The sequence below is a fragment of the Geobacter sp. genome (assembly GCA_009684525.1).
Taxonomy (GTDB): Bacteria; Desulfobacterota; Desulfuromonadia; order Geobacterales; family DSM-12255; genus Geoanaerobacter.
The window spans coordinates 680,469-698,765 of sequence record WKKR01000002.1 but is presented as its reverse complement, the minus strand read 5'-3'; the positions used below and the strand labels follow the sequence as shown (position 1 = coordinate 698,765).

Here is an 18,297-nt window from a genome sequence, read left to right as displayed (position 1 = left end):
GAATAGGTAGTGTCAGAGCAGTCCCACGGCCTTACGCAGGATAATAATGACGTCTTCGATGTCGATAACGCCGTCGCCGACCGAGGCACCGTTGACCATGGGCGCCACGTCGAGACGGGAGATCTGACTGCCAGTCAGGCTGTTCAACCCCACTGTCGCCTGCAATGACTGCAGGGCGTCGACGATGGTGAGCGGGTCGCTTTCCGTGGCTATGGCCATGATATTGCGCTGTACCGTCACGGTGTTGCCGCTCTGGTCGGCAGCGGCGATGCTCACCATGTAGACCTTGTTGCTGCCAAAGGCGAGCTGCTGCTGAAAGGCGCCGGTAGTGCCGTCCACGGCCGGTGTGTAGCTCTGGCCGTCCATGGTGACAGTAACAGTTACCGGCGTGCTGTTGCCGCTGACGGCCCCTTGCAGCAGGTAGCTCCCCATGACCGTGCGGATGTCGCTGGACGGCGCGCTGACAGCCAGGGAGAAGGCGGGCTGGAAGGTGACGGTCCGCTTGGCCTGGGACGTTGCGCCGCTGCTCCCGGTGGCCATGACCAGGACGGTGTTCATGCCGGCAGCCAGGTTGACTGTGCAGCTCCAGGTGGTGCCGGCGATACTGGCGGCCTGGAGGCTGCCGCCATTGACGCTGCAGCCGACCCCGGTGGCGGTCTCCGCCACGGTGCCGCTGACGGTTGCGAATGCCAGGTTGACCACGGCCTGATCGGCGGGGGCGGCGATCGTCAGGGCAAGCGCCGTAGCGTCCAGGGTGATGGTCCGGCTGTCGCTGATGATATCGCTGCTGGTGCTGGTGGCAATGACGACGATGCTGTTGGCGCCGGCCAAGAGTTGCAGCGGGTAGCTGAAGCTGCCGTCGCCGGCGACCGTGACGTTTACGCCGTTGATGGTGAGGGTGGCGAGCCGTGCCGGGTTGGAGACCGTGCCGCTGACGTTCAGGGTGGCGGCGGCAGTGACCGCGCCGTCGGCAAGGGTCGAGACGGTCAGGGAGAGCGGGATGGCAACGGCGATGGTCCGGGTCACCTGGGGAGCAGCAAGGTAGTTGGCATCCCCTGCCTGGTTGGCGGCAACGATGCAGTCGCCGGTGGCCAGGCCGTTGATGGTGGTGCCGCTGACGGTGCAGATCGAGGGGGTCTGGGAAGAGAAGGTCACAGTCAGGCCGGATGTGGCAATGGCGCTCAATGTGGCGCTATCACCGACAGCTAGGGTTGACGGCGTGATGCCGATGGTACCGATGGTCTGGCTCCCCTTGGCAATGGTGAGGTTCTGCGTTACCTGCGTGGCTCCGTTGTAGATGGCATCGCCTGCCTGGTCCACGGCAACGGTGCAGGTGCCGGCAGCCACGCCGGTAACGGTGACGCCGCTGACGGTGCAGAACGCAGGGGTCTGGGAGGAGAAGGTCACAGTCAGGCCGGATGTGGCAGTGGCGCTGAGCGTTGCGCTTTCGCCGACAGCCGGGGCCGATGGCGTGACGCCGATGGCGCCGATGGTCTGGCTTACCTTGCCGATGACCAGGGTGCCGCTGGCACTCCCCAGGTAGTTGGCGTCGCTGACCGTGGCGACCACGGCGTAGCTCCCCACTGCCGTGGGTGCCGTGGCACTGCCGTCATAGGTGACGGCAACGGTCAGACCCGCCGGGACGGTCGTGACGGCGGCGGCCTTTGGCGAGCCGTCGTAGGTAACGGAGAGGCTTGCCGGGGTCAGGGTGACCGTGGCTGTAGCCTTGGCCACGACGATGGACCTCACCACATCGGCAGCGGCAAAGTAGTCGGCGCTCCCCGCCTGGGAGGCAGTGACGACGATGGTGCCGGCGCCGGTGATGGTCAGGATGGTGCCGCTGAGACTCCCCGGACCGCTGGTGACCGCGAAGGTGACCGGATTGCCCGAGGCCCCGCCGGTGGCGGAAAGGGTGATGGGACCGTCGCCATAGGTTGCACTGGCCGGCGGATTGAAGGTGATGACCTGTGCTGCCTTGTCGTTGGTCAGGCTGTAGGTGGCCGACAGTGCGCCGGTCGCTGCCGCGACGGTATACGAACCGGCCAGGCCATTGGCCGTGGCGCTGAAGGCGGCGCTGCCGGCAGTGTTGCTGGCGACGCTGCCGCCGGCGGCGATGCCGGCGCCGCTCCCCGGTCCGGTGAAGGTAACGCTGATGCCGTCCAGCAGGCCGCCCAGCGCATCGGCTACCCTGGCCGTGAGCGGATTGGTAAATGCCGTGTTGATGACCGTGGACTGCGGGGTGCCGGAGGTTGCCGTCAAGGCGGCTGCCGCGCCCCGCTCGTAGGCGCCCATATCGCAGGTGACGTTCTGGGGTCGCGCCATGCCGCGCTGGTCGGCAGTGGGCGCCCCGGTGCAGGTGCCGGCACCAATGGCCGGCGAGCCGGACAAGAGCGCCATGGTGAAGCTCGGCCCGCCGTTGTTGGCGAGTGTGCCGAGCAGCGGGTTCTGGCCGGTGATGTTGCCGGTGGTGTCGCCGCCGATGACGGCATCGGTGGTGACCCTGATCAGGTTATACCCCTGGGAGGTGACGCTGCCGTAGATCTCCGGACCGGTGGGAGCGCTGTTGTCGGCAATGATGGTGTTCTTGAAGGTTAGTGTGCCTGCGTTCTCGGCACCCCCGCCCCGGACGGCAGCGCTGTTGCCGGCGATGGTGGCATTGAGCAGGGTGGCGGTCCCGCTGGCGGCATTGTACAGACCGCCGCCGGAACTGGCGCTGTTGGCGGCCAGGGTGACGTTGGTGAGCGCCAGGGCGCCGCTGCTGGAGATGGCTCCTCCATACACGGCGCTGTTGCCGCTCAAGAGGGTGTCGCTGACGGTCATGGCCCCGCCGGAGTAAATGGCACCGCCGCTGGCAGTGGCGGTATTGGCGCTGAAGACGCAGCCGGTGATGGTGGTCGTGGTGCCGCTGTCGGCAAGCAGCGCACCGCCGTTGTCGGCAATGCCGCCTGTCAGGGTCAGGTACTGCAGGATCAAGGTGCTGCCGGCGCTTACCTGGAGGATGCGGGTCGAGCTGCCGCTGACGATCAGGCTCCCTGCGCCGGGACCGCTGATGGTCAGATCCTTGTCAATGACCAGCTGCGTGGCCAGGGTGATGGTCTGGCCGCTCAGGCCGGCGGCAAAGGTAATGGCATCGCCGGGTGCGGCGCTGGCAATGGTCTGACGCAGCGACCCGGCGTCGCTGTCGCCGGCGCTGGTGACGACCAGGGTCGTGGCAGTGGTCTGGCTGATGGTGTTGGAGTCGGCGCCGGTGCCGCTCGTGTTGTAGGCCCGCACTCGGTAATGGTAGGGGGTGGCGGATGAAAGCCCGGTTACGGCGGCAGAGGTAAGGTTCCCCACGTCCTTGTTGCCGTAGCCGGTGACAAGGCTGGTGAAGCCGCTGTCCGTGGCCACGTCCAGGTAATAGCCGGTGGCGCCGGTCACGCTCCCCCAGTTGGCTGTGAAGCCGGTAAAGCTGACGGCGCTGGCGACAGTTGCAACCGGAGCCGCCGGGAGGGTCAGGGCGGTGATGCTGTTGGAGTCGGCGCCGGTGCCGCTGGCATTCACGGCCCGCACCCGGTAGTAGTAGGTGGTACCGGCGGAGAGGCCGGTGACGGCGGCGGAGGTGACGTTCCCCACGTCTTTGTTGACGTAGCCGGTGACGAGGCTCGTGAAGCCGCTGTCAGTGGCAACGTCCAGGTAGTAGCCGGTGGCGCCGGTGACACTCCCCCAGTTGGCGCTGAAGCCGCTGGCAGTGACGGAGGTGGCGGCCGTGGCTACCGGAGCCGCCGGGAGGGTCAGGGCAGTGATGCTGTTGGAGTCGGCGCCGCTACCGCTCGTGTTGTAGGCTCGCAGCCGGTAATAATAGGTGGTCCCGGCAGAGAGCCCGCTCACGGCAGCGGTGACCACGTTCCCCACATCCAGATTGCTGTAACCGATGACGAGGCTGGTGAAGCCGCTGTCCGTGGCCACGTCGAGGTAGTAGCCGGTGGCGCCGGTCACGCTCCCCCAATTGGCGCTGAAGCCGCTGGCAGTGACGGAGGTAGCAGCCGTGGCCGTGACGGCACCGGGTAGGGTCAGGGCGGTGATGCTGTTGGAGTCGGCACCGGTGCCGCTGGCATTATAGGCCCGCACCCGGTAGTAATAGGTCGTGCCCGCGGAGAGGCCGCTGACGGCAGCGGTTACCACGCTTCCCACGTCCTTGTTGCTGTAACCGGTCACCGGGCTCGTGAATCCGCTGTCAGTGGCAACATCCAGGTAGTAGCCGGTGGCGCCGGTCACGCTCCCCCAGTTGGCGCTGAAGCCGCTGTCAGTGACGGAGGTGGCAGCCGTGGCCGTGGCAGCGCCGGGCAGGGTCAGGACGGTGATGCTGTTGGAGTCGGCGCCGGTGCCGCTCGCGTTGTAGGCCCGCACCCGGTAGTAATAGGTCGTGCCCGCGGAGAGGCCGCTGACGGCAGCGGTCACCACGTTCCCCACGTCCTTGTTGTTGTAGCCGGTCACCAGGCTGGTAAAACCGCTGTCCGTGGCCACGTCCAGGTAGTAGCCGGTGGCGCCGGTCACGCTCCCCCAGTTGGCGCTGAAGCCGCTGGTGGTGACAGAGGTGGCGGCCGTGGCCGTGGCTGCACCGGGCAGGGTCAGGACGGTGATGCTGTTGGAGTCGGCGCCGGTCACGGTCCCGGCATAGGCCCTGACACGGTAGTAATAGGTGGTGCTCGCGGAAAGGCCGCTGACGGCAGAGGTCACCACATTCCCCACGTCCTTGTTGCTGTAGCCGGTGACCAGGCCGGTGAAGCCGCTGTCCGTGGCCACGTCCAGGTAGTAGCCAGTGGCGCCGGTCACGCTCCCCCAGTTGGCGCTGAAGCCGCTGGCAGTGATGGAGGTGGCGGCCGTGGCCGTGGATGCAGCAGGGGCAACCGAAGCGGTGATCGTTCGCGTGGCCGAGGCAGTGCCGTCGCTGACCTGGACGGTGAAGGTTTCCGTACCGGCATAGCCGCTGGCGGGCTGGTAGGTGATGGTGCCACCGGGGGTGATGTCCGTACTGCCGGACGAGGCCGTGGCGCCGGAAAAGACGAGGGTGCCGCCATGGTTCGGGGCCGCGTTCTGGCTCCAGGTCTCGGTCTGGCTGGCGTCGGTATCGCTCACGTGCAGAAGGCCCCTAATGTCGGTGGCACCGGCATTCTGGTCCAGACTCAGGGTGGTGGTGCTGCCGACGAAGCTCGGCGCGGTGTTGCAGGGAGGGGTAAAGGTGGCATCGCTGCCGTAGGTGGTGCCGCCGCTGTTTACCCCCTTGGCCCGGAAATGATAGGTGGTGCCACAGGTGAGCCCGGAAACGGCGGCAGAGACCGCAGTGGCGGTGCTGCCGGTCAGCGGGCTCTGGCTGGCCGTGGCGCTGCTGCCGTAGCTGGTGGTGGTGCCGTAGTCGAAGGTGACGACCGTGGAGTAGCCGTTGGGATTGACCGTGCCGTTCAGGGTGGCGCCGGTGGGGGAGATGGCGGTGGCCGCATTGGTGGTGACCGTGGGGACCGGCGCTGCGCTGACATTGGCGATGGTGATGTTGTCGAAGTTCAGGTTCGACGGCGCCGGCCAGGAGGGTGAGCCGAGAAACCGCCAGGTGATCTCGATCAACGCCACGTTGCTGTCGTTGAACTGGCTGCCGCCGTTGATGAGGGTGCTGAGCTGGGTAATGGAGGTCGAGCTGAACGAGACGCTGCCCGAGTGGGTGGCGATGATCACTCCGTTCTGGTCTTTGGTGGTGACTGAGATTTCACTGAGGGTGGTGGAGCCGTCATAATCGTGAATCGCCAGGTCCTTGAAGGTGAACGACTTGCAGGTCGATCCCCCTTCGGCCTTCACCTTGAACGTCCCATAGGTGTCTGCCACCATCTGCGACCCGGTCCAGATGGAGGTCAGGACAATGTCGTCGATGAGCATGCCGTTACTGAGGAAGAACTTGTCCGAAAAGGTGGCAAACCCGGTCCCTGCCGAGTCGTCTGCGCCGATGTTGCCGTTGGTGGCGGTATTGCCGTCGCTGAAATCGTAGGTGCCGTCGGTAGTGCCAAAGATGCCGGCAACTGCCGGTCCGCACAAACAGAGCGCAAACAGCGCGACAAGTAACGAAGCGATCGGCCGTCGGAACATGGTATCTCCCCTTCTGTGCGGTTTCGACCCCAACCCCTTGCCCGTTGCCGGGGTCCGGTCTCGGCAGAGTGCACTCGCCGCCTGCTACCGGCGCCGTCGTGATGCCTAAGAGCTTGTTCGTAAATACTGTACCCGGATTTAAGGCAGATTTGACCTGGCTGATTGAGCAAAACCGTAAGCATAGCAGGGCTACGTTGAGGATTTTGCGATTGAGGCCGGGGTAAAGATGCCGTGAAGACGGGATGCGGTATCCTACCCCCTCACAGGGTATTCGCCATACAGCGCAATACAGAGCAGCAACGGCAGATAGGGCTGCATGTTGTCGTGGGGTATCTGCCCCGTTGCCGTCCCTGCCGGCTGCACCGCGTCGGCGGCCAGTTGGACGCCAGTCGCCGATGGCGGCTGATAGGTGTTGGAGGTAACGGGCGGCTTCCCTGCTGACGGCACCTTTGCCAGGTAATGGTTCGCTGCCGGCTTCTGATCCGCGGTACTGTTGGAAACCGACTGCAAGGCATGGGTATGGGGCGGGAAATGATTCGCCGACAGCGATACCGAGGCATCGCCCGTCGCAGCCCCCAAGGTTCGCGGGGTGAGTCCCGGACCGGCGCCGAAGCTCATGGGGGCGCGTCCCTGCAGGTTCGGCAACCCGAAGGTGGTTTTTCCATCGCCGCCGTAGGTCGTTCCCAGCAGGCTGTAGAGCGCCTGGTTCTGGACGATGTTCAGGGTCTGCCCGTCGCAGGTCGCCCAGTTCATGGGAGCAAAGGTAAAGGCAAAGGCCCGTATTTCTCCGACAAATGGATCAGCCATGTCCCGTTTCTCCTTTTCAAGACCTGGGGGGGAAATACCCCGTCAGGGCGATGCAGTAGGTGATGGCCAGCGAGGGCTGGACGTTGTTGTGGCTGCTGGAGGCGCCCGCCGGAGACAGTGTGCCGGGCGCCAGGGTCGCCGCCGGGGTCGCCTTTGCCGTGGCATAGGCGAACTTCGTCCCGCTGCTGTCCTGCACCGTTGCCAGCAGGTTCCCCTGGGGCACGTTGCTGCCGCCGACAGCGGCATTGGCCGCAAGCAGATGGGTATGGGCGGGCAACTGGGCGGTTGTCGACAGGGCAACGGTTTCCGCTCCCCCTGCCTTCCCCTCCTGGTAAGTGGCGCTCCGATGCAACGCCGTCCGCCCCCTGAGATCGGGCAAGTTGAAGGTAGTCGTGCCGTTGCCGCCATAGGTCGTTCCGAGCAGGGCGTAGAGCGCCTGGTTCTGAACGATGTTCAGGGTCTGGCCGTCGCAGGTGGCCCACCCCTGAGGGGCATAGCCGAAACTGAACAGCCGTATTTCACCGATATATGGTTCCGCCATGGATTGTCTCCTTTTGTCTCAAGCCCTCTGGGGAAAGTAGCCGGAAAGCGCAATGATGTAGTTTATGCACAGGGTCGGCATCAGGTTGGAATGGGGCTGGGCACCGGTGGTTGCGGATGGCCCAACGGCAGACGGGTTCAAGGTGCTGTCGGGAGCGGCCGCGGAATAGAGGTTGAAACCAACGCTGTTCCCCGGATAGTGGGCGGTGGGGTCGGCAACCGTACCGTCGCCCCCCGCACTGATGACATGGCTGTGGGCCGGGATCTGCGTCGTGTCCAGCGTGACCGTCTCCGTTCCAAAGGCACTGCCGGGCAGCCTGTTGGTCAGGTTCGGCCCCTGCCCGCTGTGGACCGGCACGCGGCCCCGCAGATCGGGCAGCTTGAAGGTGGTCACGCCATCGCCGCCGTAGGTCGTACCAATCAACGAGTACAATTCGTTGTACTCGCCGATCGACAGTATCCTGCCGTCACAAAAGGCCCAGTTTACCGGGGCGAAGTTCCCCCCGAACATTCTGATCTCTCCGATATAGCAATCGCTCATCTCTGTCCTCCCTGTCAGCAGGTTGTTGAAACACAGCCATCTCGCCGTCGTCCTCGAAAAGCCGCCTTGTGCGGCGTAGCGTGGCTACGCCTCCGCCGGGCTTTCTGCGGGTACGACGATCTGACCGTTTTTGAACAACCTGAGGTTTTTTACAACGTCATCGTTTCGGCGCGCTGAAGATCGCCTGGTAATAGATCGCATCCGGCCTGCCGGTATGGACCGGCCCCAGAAAAAGCTCCATCTCCCCCAGGGCGGGATGTCGCACCCGGTGGGTGTCGTGTCGGAACACCGGGCCCGTCCCCCCCCGGAACAGGAGCGAGAAGCCGTCCAGCGCCGCAAAACCGCTATCCTTCACCTCGACCAGTTCCACCGGCACCCGGTCCATGCCGACCGGCGCCACCTCGAAGATTGTCGCAATATGGGGCTCGAAGTCCTCTCTACGGAAACTCATCATTCCCTTCCTCCGGTTCTCTGCCAGTGTCGTCCCCACCAGAACGGTCCTTTGCCGCCGGGGTCCGGATCATGTAGAAATAGGCTCCCCGGTCTTCCGCGATCCGGAACCCGATCCGCCGGTAGTAGTCGAGGATCGGGTTGTGCTTCTCCACATGCAGGCTGACCGGAAAGCCCTGCTCTTCGGATTCCTGCACGACCGCCTTCAGGAGGCTGCTTCCGATGCCCAGGCCACGGAACTGCGGCAGCAGCGCAAGGTCGATCAGACGGTATTCGTCGGCCCGGCGGTCGAGATAGAGCCTGCCGACCGGGGTGTCGTCCGCCAAGATGATGTCGAAGGAGGGGTTGTCGTAGCTTCGCCGGTAGTGGGCCTGCTGGAGATCGAACTGCATCCGCATGAACTGGTCCCACAATTCGTCCGGCCAGCCGACCAGCTCCTTTTCTTCGGCGCGGGTCGAAGCATAGAGCTGGATGAGAAACTCCTGATCGTCATCGGTAACGGGCCGCAGGGAGATCCGGGGAATGGTACTGCACCTGTTCGTGGAACAGGTCTTTCCATACCGTGAAACCTTCGCTTCAGACATATCCTCCCCAGGCATCGATTCTCCGGTCATCGGCACCGGAAAGCCGTCAGCGCACCACCCTCTTCATGCAGCTACTGCACTCTCTCATTTCTGAATTACGGAGGATTACTACACCACATAACACTAATTGGCAACCACAAAATATAAGTGTAAATTTTCTTTACACAGTAAAATATCTTTACACATCACCTCGATAACTATGTAAATATCATGTTATGCCAGTACATCATAAAATATAAAACAAATTTTATTTGTATTAACTTCATGTGCGCATTTAATGAGGATATCTGCAGCAGGAAACAGCAAAATCAGCCCTTGACTGGAGACAATGTCTCGCATCAAGGGCTGAACAGGTGCTTCTTTCACCGGAAAAGTCTCTGCAACGAGCCGGTTACTCAGCCTGGGGCGGGTTGAGTTCGATGGCGTCGGAGTAGACGAGGCGCGGCCAGACCGCGGTCTTGCTGACGCTCGCCAGCATGCGCAGTTCAGTGGCGGCCCTGTTGTCGAAACCGCGGCCCGGATCGGCATTGAGGAACTCGTATTCCTCCACGACGATCCGGTAGCGCTGGGCGTCGCGGACCTGCGGCAGGGCGATCTCTCCGCTCCAGACCGTGACGGTCTTGGAGACCTGCATCTCGGCAAGCGGCACCCACGGGCCGGCAACCGGCACCCAGACGGGCGTCTCGGTACCGGGCATCATCACCTCGGCCCGGATAATGACCCGGTTGGGGCAAACGACATTGAAGCAGGCGCGCGGCGCCACACCCGACAGCGAGACGCGCACCCCGGCCGGGTTATTGGGATCGGGGCTCACCCAGGCGAGACGATCGGGTGCGGTCTGGACGCAATCGGCGGTGAAGACGCGGGAGAGTTCGGTTCCCGCGACCGAGCAGGGCTGGTAACGTGCCAGGGCGAGGCGGACAAAGGGGTAATAGGACGGGCCGGCATCGATGTCGATGTCGCAATACCAGAGCTTCCGCTCGCTGTCGTAGGCAACCGGGTGGCCGGCCACTGCCACTCCCCAACGCGGCTCATCCGCCGGGACCGGCGGATTTTCCTCCAGGGTGAGGTCGGTAGCGCGGGCAACGGCAGCCGGAAAGTGGTGGAGCGTGGGGGTCTGATGGACAAGGCCCGACAGCCAGACAGGATCGATCCCCCAGCGGGTAACGAACGGCTGGAGCTTTTCCGGTGGCACCGGCACCCTGGGGCTGGCAAGGGCCATCCCCTCCTCGTCGGTCAGGCCGTTGGTGGTGACAATCTGCGGACCGTGGGCAAGGAGAACGCCGAGCAGCTCCCCCTCCCCCGACGAGAACCAGTCGCCCCCCATGTAGACGCGGAGGCTGTTGCCGCTGCGGCGGCGCGAGACGCCGTCGTCGGTCCGCTCCTCTTCCCAGCCAAAGGTGGGGATGATGTATTCGATCCTGGGCGCCAGCGGCCGGGCCGAACTGGGGACATCGAGGACGAAGTCGGCCGGACGGTCGAGGGTCACCGGGGTGGTGAAGGTCAGTCCCTTCGGCAGGGTCGGATCGGCATCGTTTTCAAAGTACTCGCGGAAGCGCGAGGCAGCCGTTGCCCAGTAGGAGATGCGGCGATGCCTGGTATCGCCCAGTTCGTGACGCTCCGCCATTGCCGCATGCAGCATCTCGGGGTCGCTGACGTTGAAACGGCAGGCATCGGCAGCCCGTGGCAGACGGACGAACCCTTCCGCAGCAGCAGGAGCCGGCTCGAAATCCTCCCAGGTCGCGCGGAAATCCACCTTGTCCGTGCTCTTGCCATGGAGATGGAGGATTCCCTTGAGGGTGCAGAAGGTCTCGCCGGCATTTCTCCAGGGAGAGGCGCCCTGGAGGCGCGGGGCTGTAAGCGGGTTTTGCACCGCATGAACGAGCGTGATCTCGCGGTACGGGGTGATCATCCAGTGACGGCCTTCGGTGGCAATCTTCGACAGCTTGCCGAGCCAGGGCGTGGGCGCGGCCTCGCGGATCCAGTGCCAGAGCCCGAGCTTTTCGAGGGTGGCGGCATCGGGAAGCGAGCAGCTCAACCGGACGGTGACCCGTTCAGCCTTGGGGAGGCTGACGAGAAGGCGTTGCTCCGCTTCCCGCCATTCATAGCCGGCAGCCCCTTCCTGCAGCTCCAGCCTGAAGGTCCCGACGGATGGCCACGTCTTGCCGGCGAAATCCACGGAAAAGGCGAGCGGCGCATCGGCACCGGGGAGCCCCACAAAGGTGGCGCCCCTGGCGATCGGTTCGGGCAGGTAGGGGACCTCTGCCATGCTTTCGCCCGGATCGAGAAACTGGTCGACCTGGGCGGCATCCCGTTTCTTCAGCTCGGCATACCAGGAGGTCGCGCCGGCCGGGGCAGGGCCATCGATCATGCCGTGCTGTTCGGCCAACTGCACCGAGGCGCGCGGCGGCAGGATCTGGCGGCGGGTGGTCTCGCCGGTGGCAGTGGTTTCGTGCGCGGCCCAGCTCCGGATGACGAGGCGATCCACGGATTCGCCAGGGCGAAGGGCGGGATCGCTCATCATGGCTGGCGAGGCGACCGGTTCGAACCGCAGGTAGGGCGCGGAGGCAGTGGCACCGCTGGCGTCCAGGTCGGTTTCGAAGAGGCGGCTGTTGCCGGCGATGTCGACGATGCGGGCCCGGAGCCGGTAGTGCCGGCCGAAGCGAAGCCGCGGCAGGGTGCCGGGGGGGACGGTGAAGGTGGTTGCGAGGCCGATGGTGTTGGCCATGTCGCTCGGTTCGTAGCCGACGTTGTTGTCGGCCGCATCCTTGACCGGCTTCTTGATGGTCTGGCCGGGGAGACCGACGACCAGGCTCCAGCCATCCCAGTGGAACAGCGCCTCGTGCAGGTAGAGGTCCGTGCTCCCGGCCGGGTCGCTGCTGCTGATACCGGGCACGGTAACGGTCCCCTCGTCCCGCAGCCCCTGGGGCAGGATGAAGCTCCCTGCCGGGTCGCCGGCGTGGGAGTAGTCCCCCTGACGCTGGCAGAGGGAGAACCATTCCCCCTTTTCCTGGTCATAGATGTCGATGCGATAGCCGCGGGCAACATCCTCGGCGCTGAATTTGATGCTGTTGCGCGTCGACGGGTTGGCGAGCAGCGTCTCGTAGCCGGTGCCGTTCTTGAGCTTTGTGACGAACTCCGCGGCGCGGTCGCTCATCAGGACCGACATGCCGCCGGAACGGAGCGCGGGAAGGCCGGCAGTCCGCGGTGTACCGAGCACGGCGGGCTTCTTGATGCCCAGGTCGCCGAGCGTCTGGGTGAAGCCGATCGCCTTGATGGCCGAGCCGTCGATATCGACCTGGGCGACGGAGAAGTCCGGGCCGGACATGTCGAGATGCCCGTTCGTGATGAGGCTCCCCGCGGCCCTGGCGCTGAACAGGCCGGCAGCGGCGTTGTAGTCGTAGCGGGTGGCAAGGGCGACCTTGGCGTCTGCGCCATCCTGGAGCTGGTTCTCCGGCCAGACCCGCACGATCCGTTCGACGACGCCCCCCATGCCCGCCGGGATCGGCACCTCGATGTCGAAGATCAGCCCCAGAGCCCGCATCAGCTCGGGATAATCGCCGAGCATGGCGATGACCTGGTGGAAATCGAGATCGGGCCGGACCGGCGCAATGCCGTAAGCACCACCCTTGGGGGCGTGGAAATATTCGGCCTGGAAAAAATCAAGCCGGATAGCCTCGGCAGCGGAGACTGATGACGGGTAGGTGGATGGCACGACGCCGTTCACCATGAGCCCATCAAGCTGCGCCTTTCGTTTTTCGCGGTCGCCGAGATCGAGCAGCGAGAAGTCAGCCGTGCCGTGGGGGAAGGAAGTACCCGCGACCACCTCCCCCTTGCGGCCGTAGAGCCAGCCGGGCGTGGGGAGATCGGTGGGGGATTCGAGCGCCACGGCCGTGTACTGCTGCCGGATGAAGTCGAGCACGCGCGCCGCCGGGAACGAGCGGACCACGGGGTTGGAGAAATCCCTGGCGGTCCTGTCGCGAACGACAACCGTCGGCGTGCCCTGGAACAGCTTTGTCCAGAGCGCGGGGAGCAGCGTATTGACCGGCTTCAGCCCGGTGGCGGTCGGGACGGTGGGACCGCTGGTCATGTAATCGCCCAAAAGGACCGAGAACGACCAGGGCTTGCCGGCCCAGTCGACGAAGTCGGCAAAGCTGGCAAGCGGGGTTTCCCCCCCATCGGGGGTAAGCCGCGGGGAGACGCGCACGGAGAGCTTGAGCACGGGGGCAGTGCCGCCGGTGGCGGTAGCGATGCCGTTCGGGAGGGGTGTCCAGGTGATGAGCTGTTTCATGATCTGTCTCTCCTTATGCCGCAAAGGCTGCGCAGTAGTCGTCCCACTCGCCCTGGCTGAAGGTATCCCCAAGGGTCGGATCGGCGGCGTCGCCCGCGAATTCGCGGCGGACGGTGAGGGTGACATCGGCGCTGAAGAAGAGCACCTCCACCTCCACGGTCATGCTCGCCTCGCCCCAAGCCTTGTTGTTGGAAATTTCGTAGGTCAGCCCGAGGTAGAACTCCACGCTCACCGTGATCAGGCCGAGGACCTCGACGGCGCCGCCGGCCCGGACATAGCCGGTGAGCGAGGCGGCCTCATCCGTGTATTTGATGTAGATGCCGGCCATGACATAGACCCCGCCGCTGGCTACACCGATGTCGAGGGAGAAGCTGCCGCCGAATTCCAGCGAGACCTCAAGCAGCTCCACGCCGTCGAGCCCGACGCCGACAGCGAAGAAGCCGCCGCCGGTAAAGAGCGAGACCGATATCAGGAACGGGTCCTGGCGCTCCGACAGGGCAAAACGCGCCCGGAAGGGGTCGCCGGTAAAGGGGAGCGTGGCCGCGGCCCTCAGTGCCAGGTTCTGCAGGGCAAACGCCCCCACCTGGATCGAGGGGATCTGTATCCCATAGCCGATGGACAGCCCCTCGGCACTCACATCGATGCTGGGCGGATCGACGAAACGGTCCAGGTGCAGCTTGTCTTCGATCTCGGAGACAAAGGCGAGTGCGCCGCAGAATCCCACCTTGCCGATATCGACGTTCACCTCGGGTTTACGCCCCGCCTCCATGGTCATGGAAAATTCGTTGAAGCGGATGGCAATGACATCGGCCAGGGTGATGGTGAAATCGACCAGCCTGGCGAGGAGGGTTGCCTTCGTGTCTACGCCGGCCGCTCCGACCTGCACGGTGCAGGTGATCTCCAGGGCGCGGGCGTCGCCGGAGGCAAAGGCGCCGGCAGCGGCCTTCAGCTTGTCGGTCTTCCAGGTGAACGAGCGGGAAAGGGTGCCGTCGGCAGCAGCGGTGCTGATCCAGCGCGGGATCTGCAGCTCGCCGCCGCCGGCGAAGTCGTCGATCCCGGTGAGGATCGAGAAGAGGTCGATGCCGCCGAGGATCTTTGCCGAGGTGCCGCCGAAGAAATCAGCCGGGTTGAACGTCCCGGCACCGAAGCCAGCGAGCTGATCGTCGACGCTGGTGGCGCCCTCCGTGATGCCGACGATGCCGTGGGCGCGGGAGAGGCCGCCCGCCAGCATGCCGGGGGAAACGATCCCCCCCACCTTGTCGGTGCCGTTGCCGCCGCCGTAGGTGATCGGCACGCTGTTCACGAACCGGGCAAAGACCTGCCCCTGGCTGTTCGTGCCGGCAAAGCCGTTGGCGAGGTAGCCGCTGATGAAGCTGATGGCATTGGCCGTCACCACATTGGCGAACTGGCGCATGGCCGGCACCACCACCTCGGCCGTGGTCATTTCCGGGTAGAAGGGGCGGGCCCAGGTCTCGCCGCTGTTCTTCTGCCGGAAGAAGGCGGTGAAGGAGATGCCGGTTGCCTCCAGCGCCTCGTCGGTGCCCCCCTGGGGATCGGCGAAGACGACCTTCTGGCCGCCGAAGGGATAACGGCGGCGTTCCTCTGGTCCGTCTTTCTGATTTTTAATCACCGCCGCAACATCGTCGGCGCTCTTGCTCACGTCGTTACGGACAAAGGCGAGTGGGACCGAGAACTCGACCTGGTTGCCCGCCTTGTCGGTGGCGCTCAGGTTGAAGAGGTAGTCGGCATTGCCGACCCGCGGCCAGAAGGCGGCCTCCTCTGCAGTCGAGGTGGAGACCGGGATCGTCTCGAACGGCTGGTCGAGCAGGGGGGTGATCCGTGTCAGCAGCCGCACGCTCTGGAACGGGATCTCGCGCCCCTGGCTGGGGAAGACGCTGTGGCCGCTCTGGTCGGCGCTGTAGTTGCGCTCGTATTCCTTTGCCACGAGAAACTTCCGCTTGCGCAGCCAGGCGCCGACGCGGCCCGGAGGGTTCTGGCCGAATTTCCTCTCGGTGATCTCGATCAGCACGGCCTTGTGCCCGAAGGGGAAGAGGTAGCCGCGCTTGACCACCTGGACGAACTGGTCGCGACCGAGGGTGGAGCGGTGGAGCCATTTCTCCAGGGTGACCAGGTCGTCGGGAAGCTGCGACCAGTCGCCGTCCAGATTCAGCCAGGCACCGAGGGAGGTGAGCATCAGCCGGTTGGCATCGACCGCCTTCAGGGCGCTGTTCGTGACCAGGAGATCCCGGTCCTCTGCGGTCAGGGAGGCATTCTCGCCAAACGGGTCGGGAGAGACGCCGGGGGTGTTGTCGACCGACCAGATGGCGCGCACGTCGGGAACGGAAGCGGCAAGGGCGGAGGTCTTGAGCCGGGCGTGCCAAAGCACGGCGCGGGGGCTCGCCTCCATGGCGGCCGAGACTGCGGTGTCCCAGTAGCCATACTGGTCGGGCGAGAGGAGAAGCCGGTAGGGCGCCTCGATGGCGGTGCTGTCGAGAAATGGCGGGTACTGGTCGCTGCCGGCGCTTTCCTGGGGAGCGGCCGGCATGAACATGCCATGGGCCAGCCTGGCCGAAACAATGCCGCGTACCGCGTAGTGCGGTTCCAGGGTCATCGAAGGGCTGACGGCGCGATCGTCGAGCCTGGGTTTCAGGCTGCCATCCTTCCAGTTGAGCAGCTGATCCACGGTGTAGGGAATCTCGGTGATCCCTGACCTGAAATCGAAGGCCAGCCTGGAGAGTCCGGCGCTCCGGTAGTTGATGGGGGTCGCTGGAACGGAGTCGGCGGTGGTCGTGGTGTCTTCCTTGAAGGAGCGCTCCCCCAGGCTTTGGGGCGGGAAGTAGACGACAACGCGCGGGACATCCTTGGTCGAACGGAACAGGCGGCCGGGTCCGGTACCGTGGAACTCGGGACGCAGGCCGAGGAACTGCAGCCCCAGGACCATCAGGTCGCGCGGACGGACGATCTGGGTGAGAACCCACTCCGGTAGCCGGATGCGAGCGTACGGATCGGCATCGGAGACGGCGATTTCCCCTTCGACGGACACCAGGTCGCGGTCGAGCGACGCAATGGAGAGCACCATGTAGCTCTTGGTCAGCGGTGGCATCGGGTCGACCACGACCTCGTCCAGACGCGGGGCGGTCGCATCGAGGGCAAAATGGAGGCCGTGCTGGAGGATGCCGCTCCCATTGGGCAAGGGGCCGACGTAGAGGCTGGCGGGCTTGCCGGCCAGCGCCGGGATGTCGAGCAGCATGAAGCCGGGCTTGCGGGGCATCGGCCCCAAGAGAAGGCTGCACCGCTCGGTGTGAGCCGTGAGGGTAACCGGGGTGCGGAGAGCGAGCAGGGCCGCGCCGCGCCGGTCGCCGTCCCCCGTGTAGACTGCCGCGTAGACCGGCATCTGCAGCGGGATTGAGAACGGCACCATATAGTCGTTCTTCAGGTCGGCACCGGGCTGAAACAGTATCCCGCTGGCAGGCGGACCGACCGCGACAACCGCCCGGCGCACATCGCCGTCGAGCTGCTCGTCAGCCTCGATGGCGAGCCAGTGGAAGGCAGGCAGGGGGCGGACGAAACGCCACCCCTCGGTCCGTTCCGGCCAGAGCGGCATATCGAACGGCTCCTGCTCGGGGATGAAGAGCGCCGAGCGGCGTTTGGCCGGGTTGGGAAGCGTGCTCGGCATGCCGGGCGCGAGAAGCGCCAGCGCCAAGGACCTGGAGCTGATCGTATCGCCTTGCGTGGTCAGATCGACAAAGGGCTGCCCGGCGCCGAACAGGAAGAGCCAGGACGGGTGAAAGACCGCATTGGTGGAACCGCCCACCCTGAGATGCATGCCGCCTGTGACGTAACAGACGGAATCGTCGAGCAGGACCTTGGCCGTGGCCTGAGCAGTACCGTTCAGCCAGTCTGCCAGCCCCACCCGGCTGGAGAACCCGCAGAAGGCAAACGCCAGCTCCATCTGCGCGACACCCCCCTCCATGAAGAGCCGGGCCGTCAGATCGGCGGAGATGTCGAGACCGGGAAAACGCGCGCCGGTGAGGGTGATGATGATTTCGCCGCTCGCCTTCACCTCCACCTTGAGCTTGGGGGTGCCGCTGAAACGTGCGGTGTTGATACCCCAGTGGCCGCTGCTGCCGGGCGTCAGGGTCACCCAGCTCGCGGTATAGCTGACCGTAACCGTCCCGAAGACGATCTTTCGCACCAATGTGACATTACCGACATGACCGGCCATGCCCGGCTGGATCTCCCACCTGTGCAGGGTTGCGCCCGATTGCGAAACGAGGAATCTGCCGGATGCGTCGAGACGGAGATAGCTGTTGGTCTTCAGGACCGAGAGGTTAAGCGGCGTCGGATTCATGGCGATGTCCTTTCGAGGAATGCGGCCGGAAGCCGTCCTGGGAATGGGTGAGGATCATGACTGTGCGCCTTTTGTCCATCGAAGATTGCCTATATTCAAACCATCGAATCAATTAAATGTTCACAAATCACAAATATGCCTGCAAATCAATAAATGTTACACACTTAGCTAGCAAAAAAGTTTTCTTTGATATCGCATATACTATTGATAAACCTAAATTAATGTGGATTACTACACGACATCCCGAGACTTGGCAACAGCAAATATTCTGTGCAGACTAATTCACACTCTGTCCATACAATATGCACATACAGTAAAATGTCGTGGTTTCGAAAGGTTATTCCAGCATTACTACACTGGCCAGGTCAGCTATTCCATACCAAGCTGAGAACAGTCGGCTTCTAAGCCATTGTGGGCAATTGAACGAAAAAAGGCCCTTGCGCGGGCAAGGGCCTTTTTTCGTTTCGTCGGCATGACGAAGTATGAATGGTGGAGCTGATGAGGATCGAACTCACGACCTACGCATTGCGAACGCGTCGCTCTCCCAGCTGAGCTACAGCCCCACAGATGAATTACGTGACGCAACGGAAGGTAATATACATTCAAACCCCCTCCGGCG

8 protein-coding genes and 1 tRNA gene are annotated in these 18,297 nt (G+C 64.3%); all 9 read right to left on the bottom strand.

Annotated elements, in window-relative coordinates; translation table 11 throughout:
• Positions 1 to 12: 12 nt before the first annotated feature.
• Positions 13 to 6,114 carry a hypothetical protein gene (locus GJT30_09295; GenBank protein ID MSM39796.1) on the bottom strand — a complete coding sequence of 2,034 codons (6,102 nt, stop codon included), beginning with the start codon at positions 6,112 to 6,114 and terminating at the stop codon, positions 13 to 15.
• Positions 6,115 to 6,366: 252 nt separating this feature from the next.
• Positions 6,367 to 6,921 (bottom strand): phage tail protein, encoded by a 555-nt coding sequence (locus GJT30_09290; GenBank protein MSM39795.1) that lies wholly within the window; start codon positions 6,919 to 6,921, stop codon positions 6,367 to 6,369.
• A gap of 16 nt (positions 6,922 to 6,937) precedes the next feature.
• On the bottom strand, positions 6,938 to 7,462 hold the full coding sequence (locus GJT30_09285) for a phage tail protein (GenBank protein ID MSM39794.1): 525 nt from the start codon (positions 7,460 to 7,462) through the stop codon (positions 6,938 to 6,940).
• A gap of 18 nt (positions 7,463 to 7,480) precedes the next feature.
• On the bottom strand, positions 7,481 to 8,002 hold the full coding sequence (locus GJT30_09280) for a phage tail protein (protein ID MSM39793.1): 522 nt from the start codon (positions 8,000 to 8,002) through the stop codon (positions 7,481 to 7,483).
• A gap of 157 nt (positions 8,003 to 8,159) precedes the next feature.
• On the bottom strand, positions 8,160 to 8,456 hold the full coding sequence (locus GJT30_09275) for a hypothetical protein (GenBank protein MSM39792.1): 297 nt from the start codon (positions 8,454 to 8,456) through the stop codon (positions 8,160 to 8,162).
• Positions 8,440 to 9,036 (bottom strand): GNAT family N-acetyltransferase, encoded by a 597-nt coding sequence (locus tag GJT30_09270; GenBank protein MSM39791.1) that lies wholly within the window; start codon positions 9,034 to 9,036, stop codon positions 8,440 to 8,442. The genes GJT30_09275 and GJT30_09270 overlap by 17 nt, the downstream gene beginning before the upstream one ends.
• A 391-nt stretch (positions 9,037 to 9,427) precedes the next feature.
• On the bottom strand, positions 9,428 to 13,327 hold the full coding sequence (locus tag GJT30_09265) for a hypothetical protein (protein ID MSM39790.1): 3,900 nt from the start codon (positions 13,325 to 13,327) through the stop codon (positions 9,428 to 9,430).
• 13 nt (positions 13,328 to 13,340) lie between these two features.
• Positions 13,341 to 17,678 (bottom strand): hypothetical protein, encoded by a 4,338-nt coding sequence (locus GJT30_09260; protein ID MSM39789.1) that lies wholly within the window; start codon positions 17,676 to 17,678, stop codon positions 13,341 to 13,343.
• A gap of 487 nt (positions 17,679 to 18,165) precedes the next feature.
• A tRNA-Ala gene (locus GJT30_09255) sits at positions 18,166 to 18,241 on the bottom strand.
• Between the last annotated feature and the right edge of the window lie 56 nt (positions 18,242 to 18,297).

What these genes read in the sequence shown, in the direction of transcription:
- GJT30_09295 (MSM39796.1), bottom strand. Translation starts at nt 6,114, where the DNA reads ATGTTCCGACGGCCGATCGCTTCGTTACTTGTCGCGCTGTTTGCGCTC.
- GJT30_09290 (MSM39795.1), bottom strand. Translation starts at nt 6,921, where the DNA reads ATGGCTGATCCATTTGTCGGAGAAATACGGGCCTTTGCCTTTACCTTT.
- GJT30_09285 (MSM39794.1), bottom strand. Translation starts at nt 7,462, where the DNA reads ATGGCGGAACCATATATCGGTGAAATACGGCTGTTCAGTTTCGGCTAT.
- GJT30_09280 (MSM39793.1), bottom strand. Translation starts at nt 8,002, where the DNA reads ATGAGCGATTGCTATATCGGAGAGATCAGAATGTTCGGGGGGAACTTC.
- GJT30_09275 (MSM39792.1), bottom strand. Translation starts at nt 8,456, where the DNA reads ATGATGAGTTTCCGTAGAGAGGACTTCGAGCCCCATATTGCGACAATC.
- GJT30_09270 (MSM39791.1), bottom strand. Translation starts at nt 9,036, where the DNA reads ATGTCTGAAGCGAAGGTTTCACGGTATGGAAAGACCTGTTCCACGAAC.
- GJT30_09265 (MSM39790.1), bottom strand. Translation starts at nt 13,327, where the DNA reads ATGAAACAGCTCATCACCTGGACACCCCTCCCGAACGGCATCGCTACC.
- GJT30_09260 (MSM39789.1), bottom strand. Translation starts at nt 17,678, where the DNA reads ATGAATCCGACGCCGCTTAACCTCTCGGTCCTGAAGACCAACAGCTAT.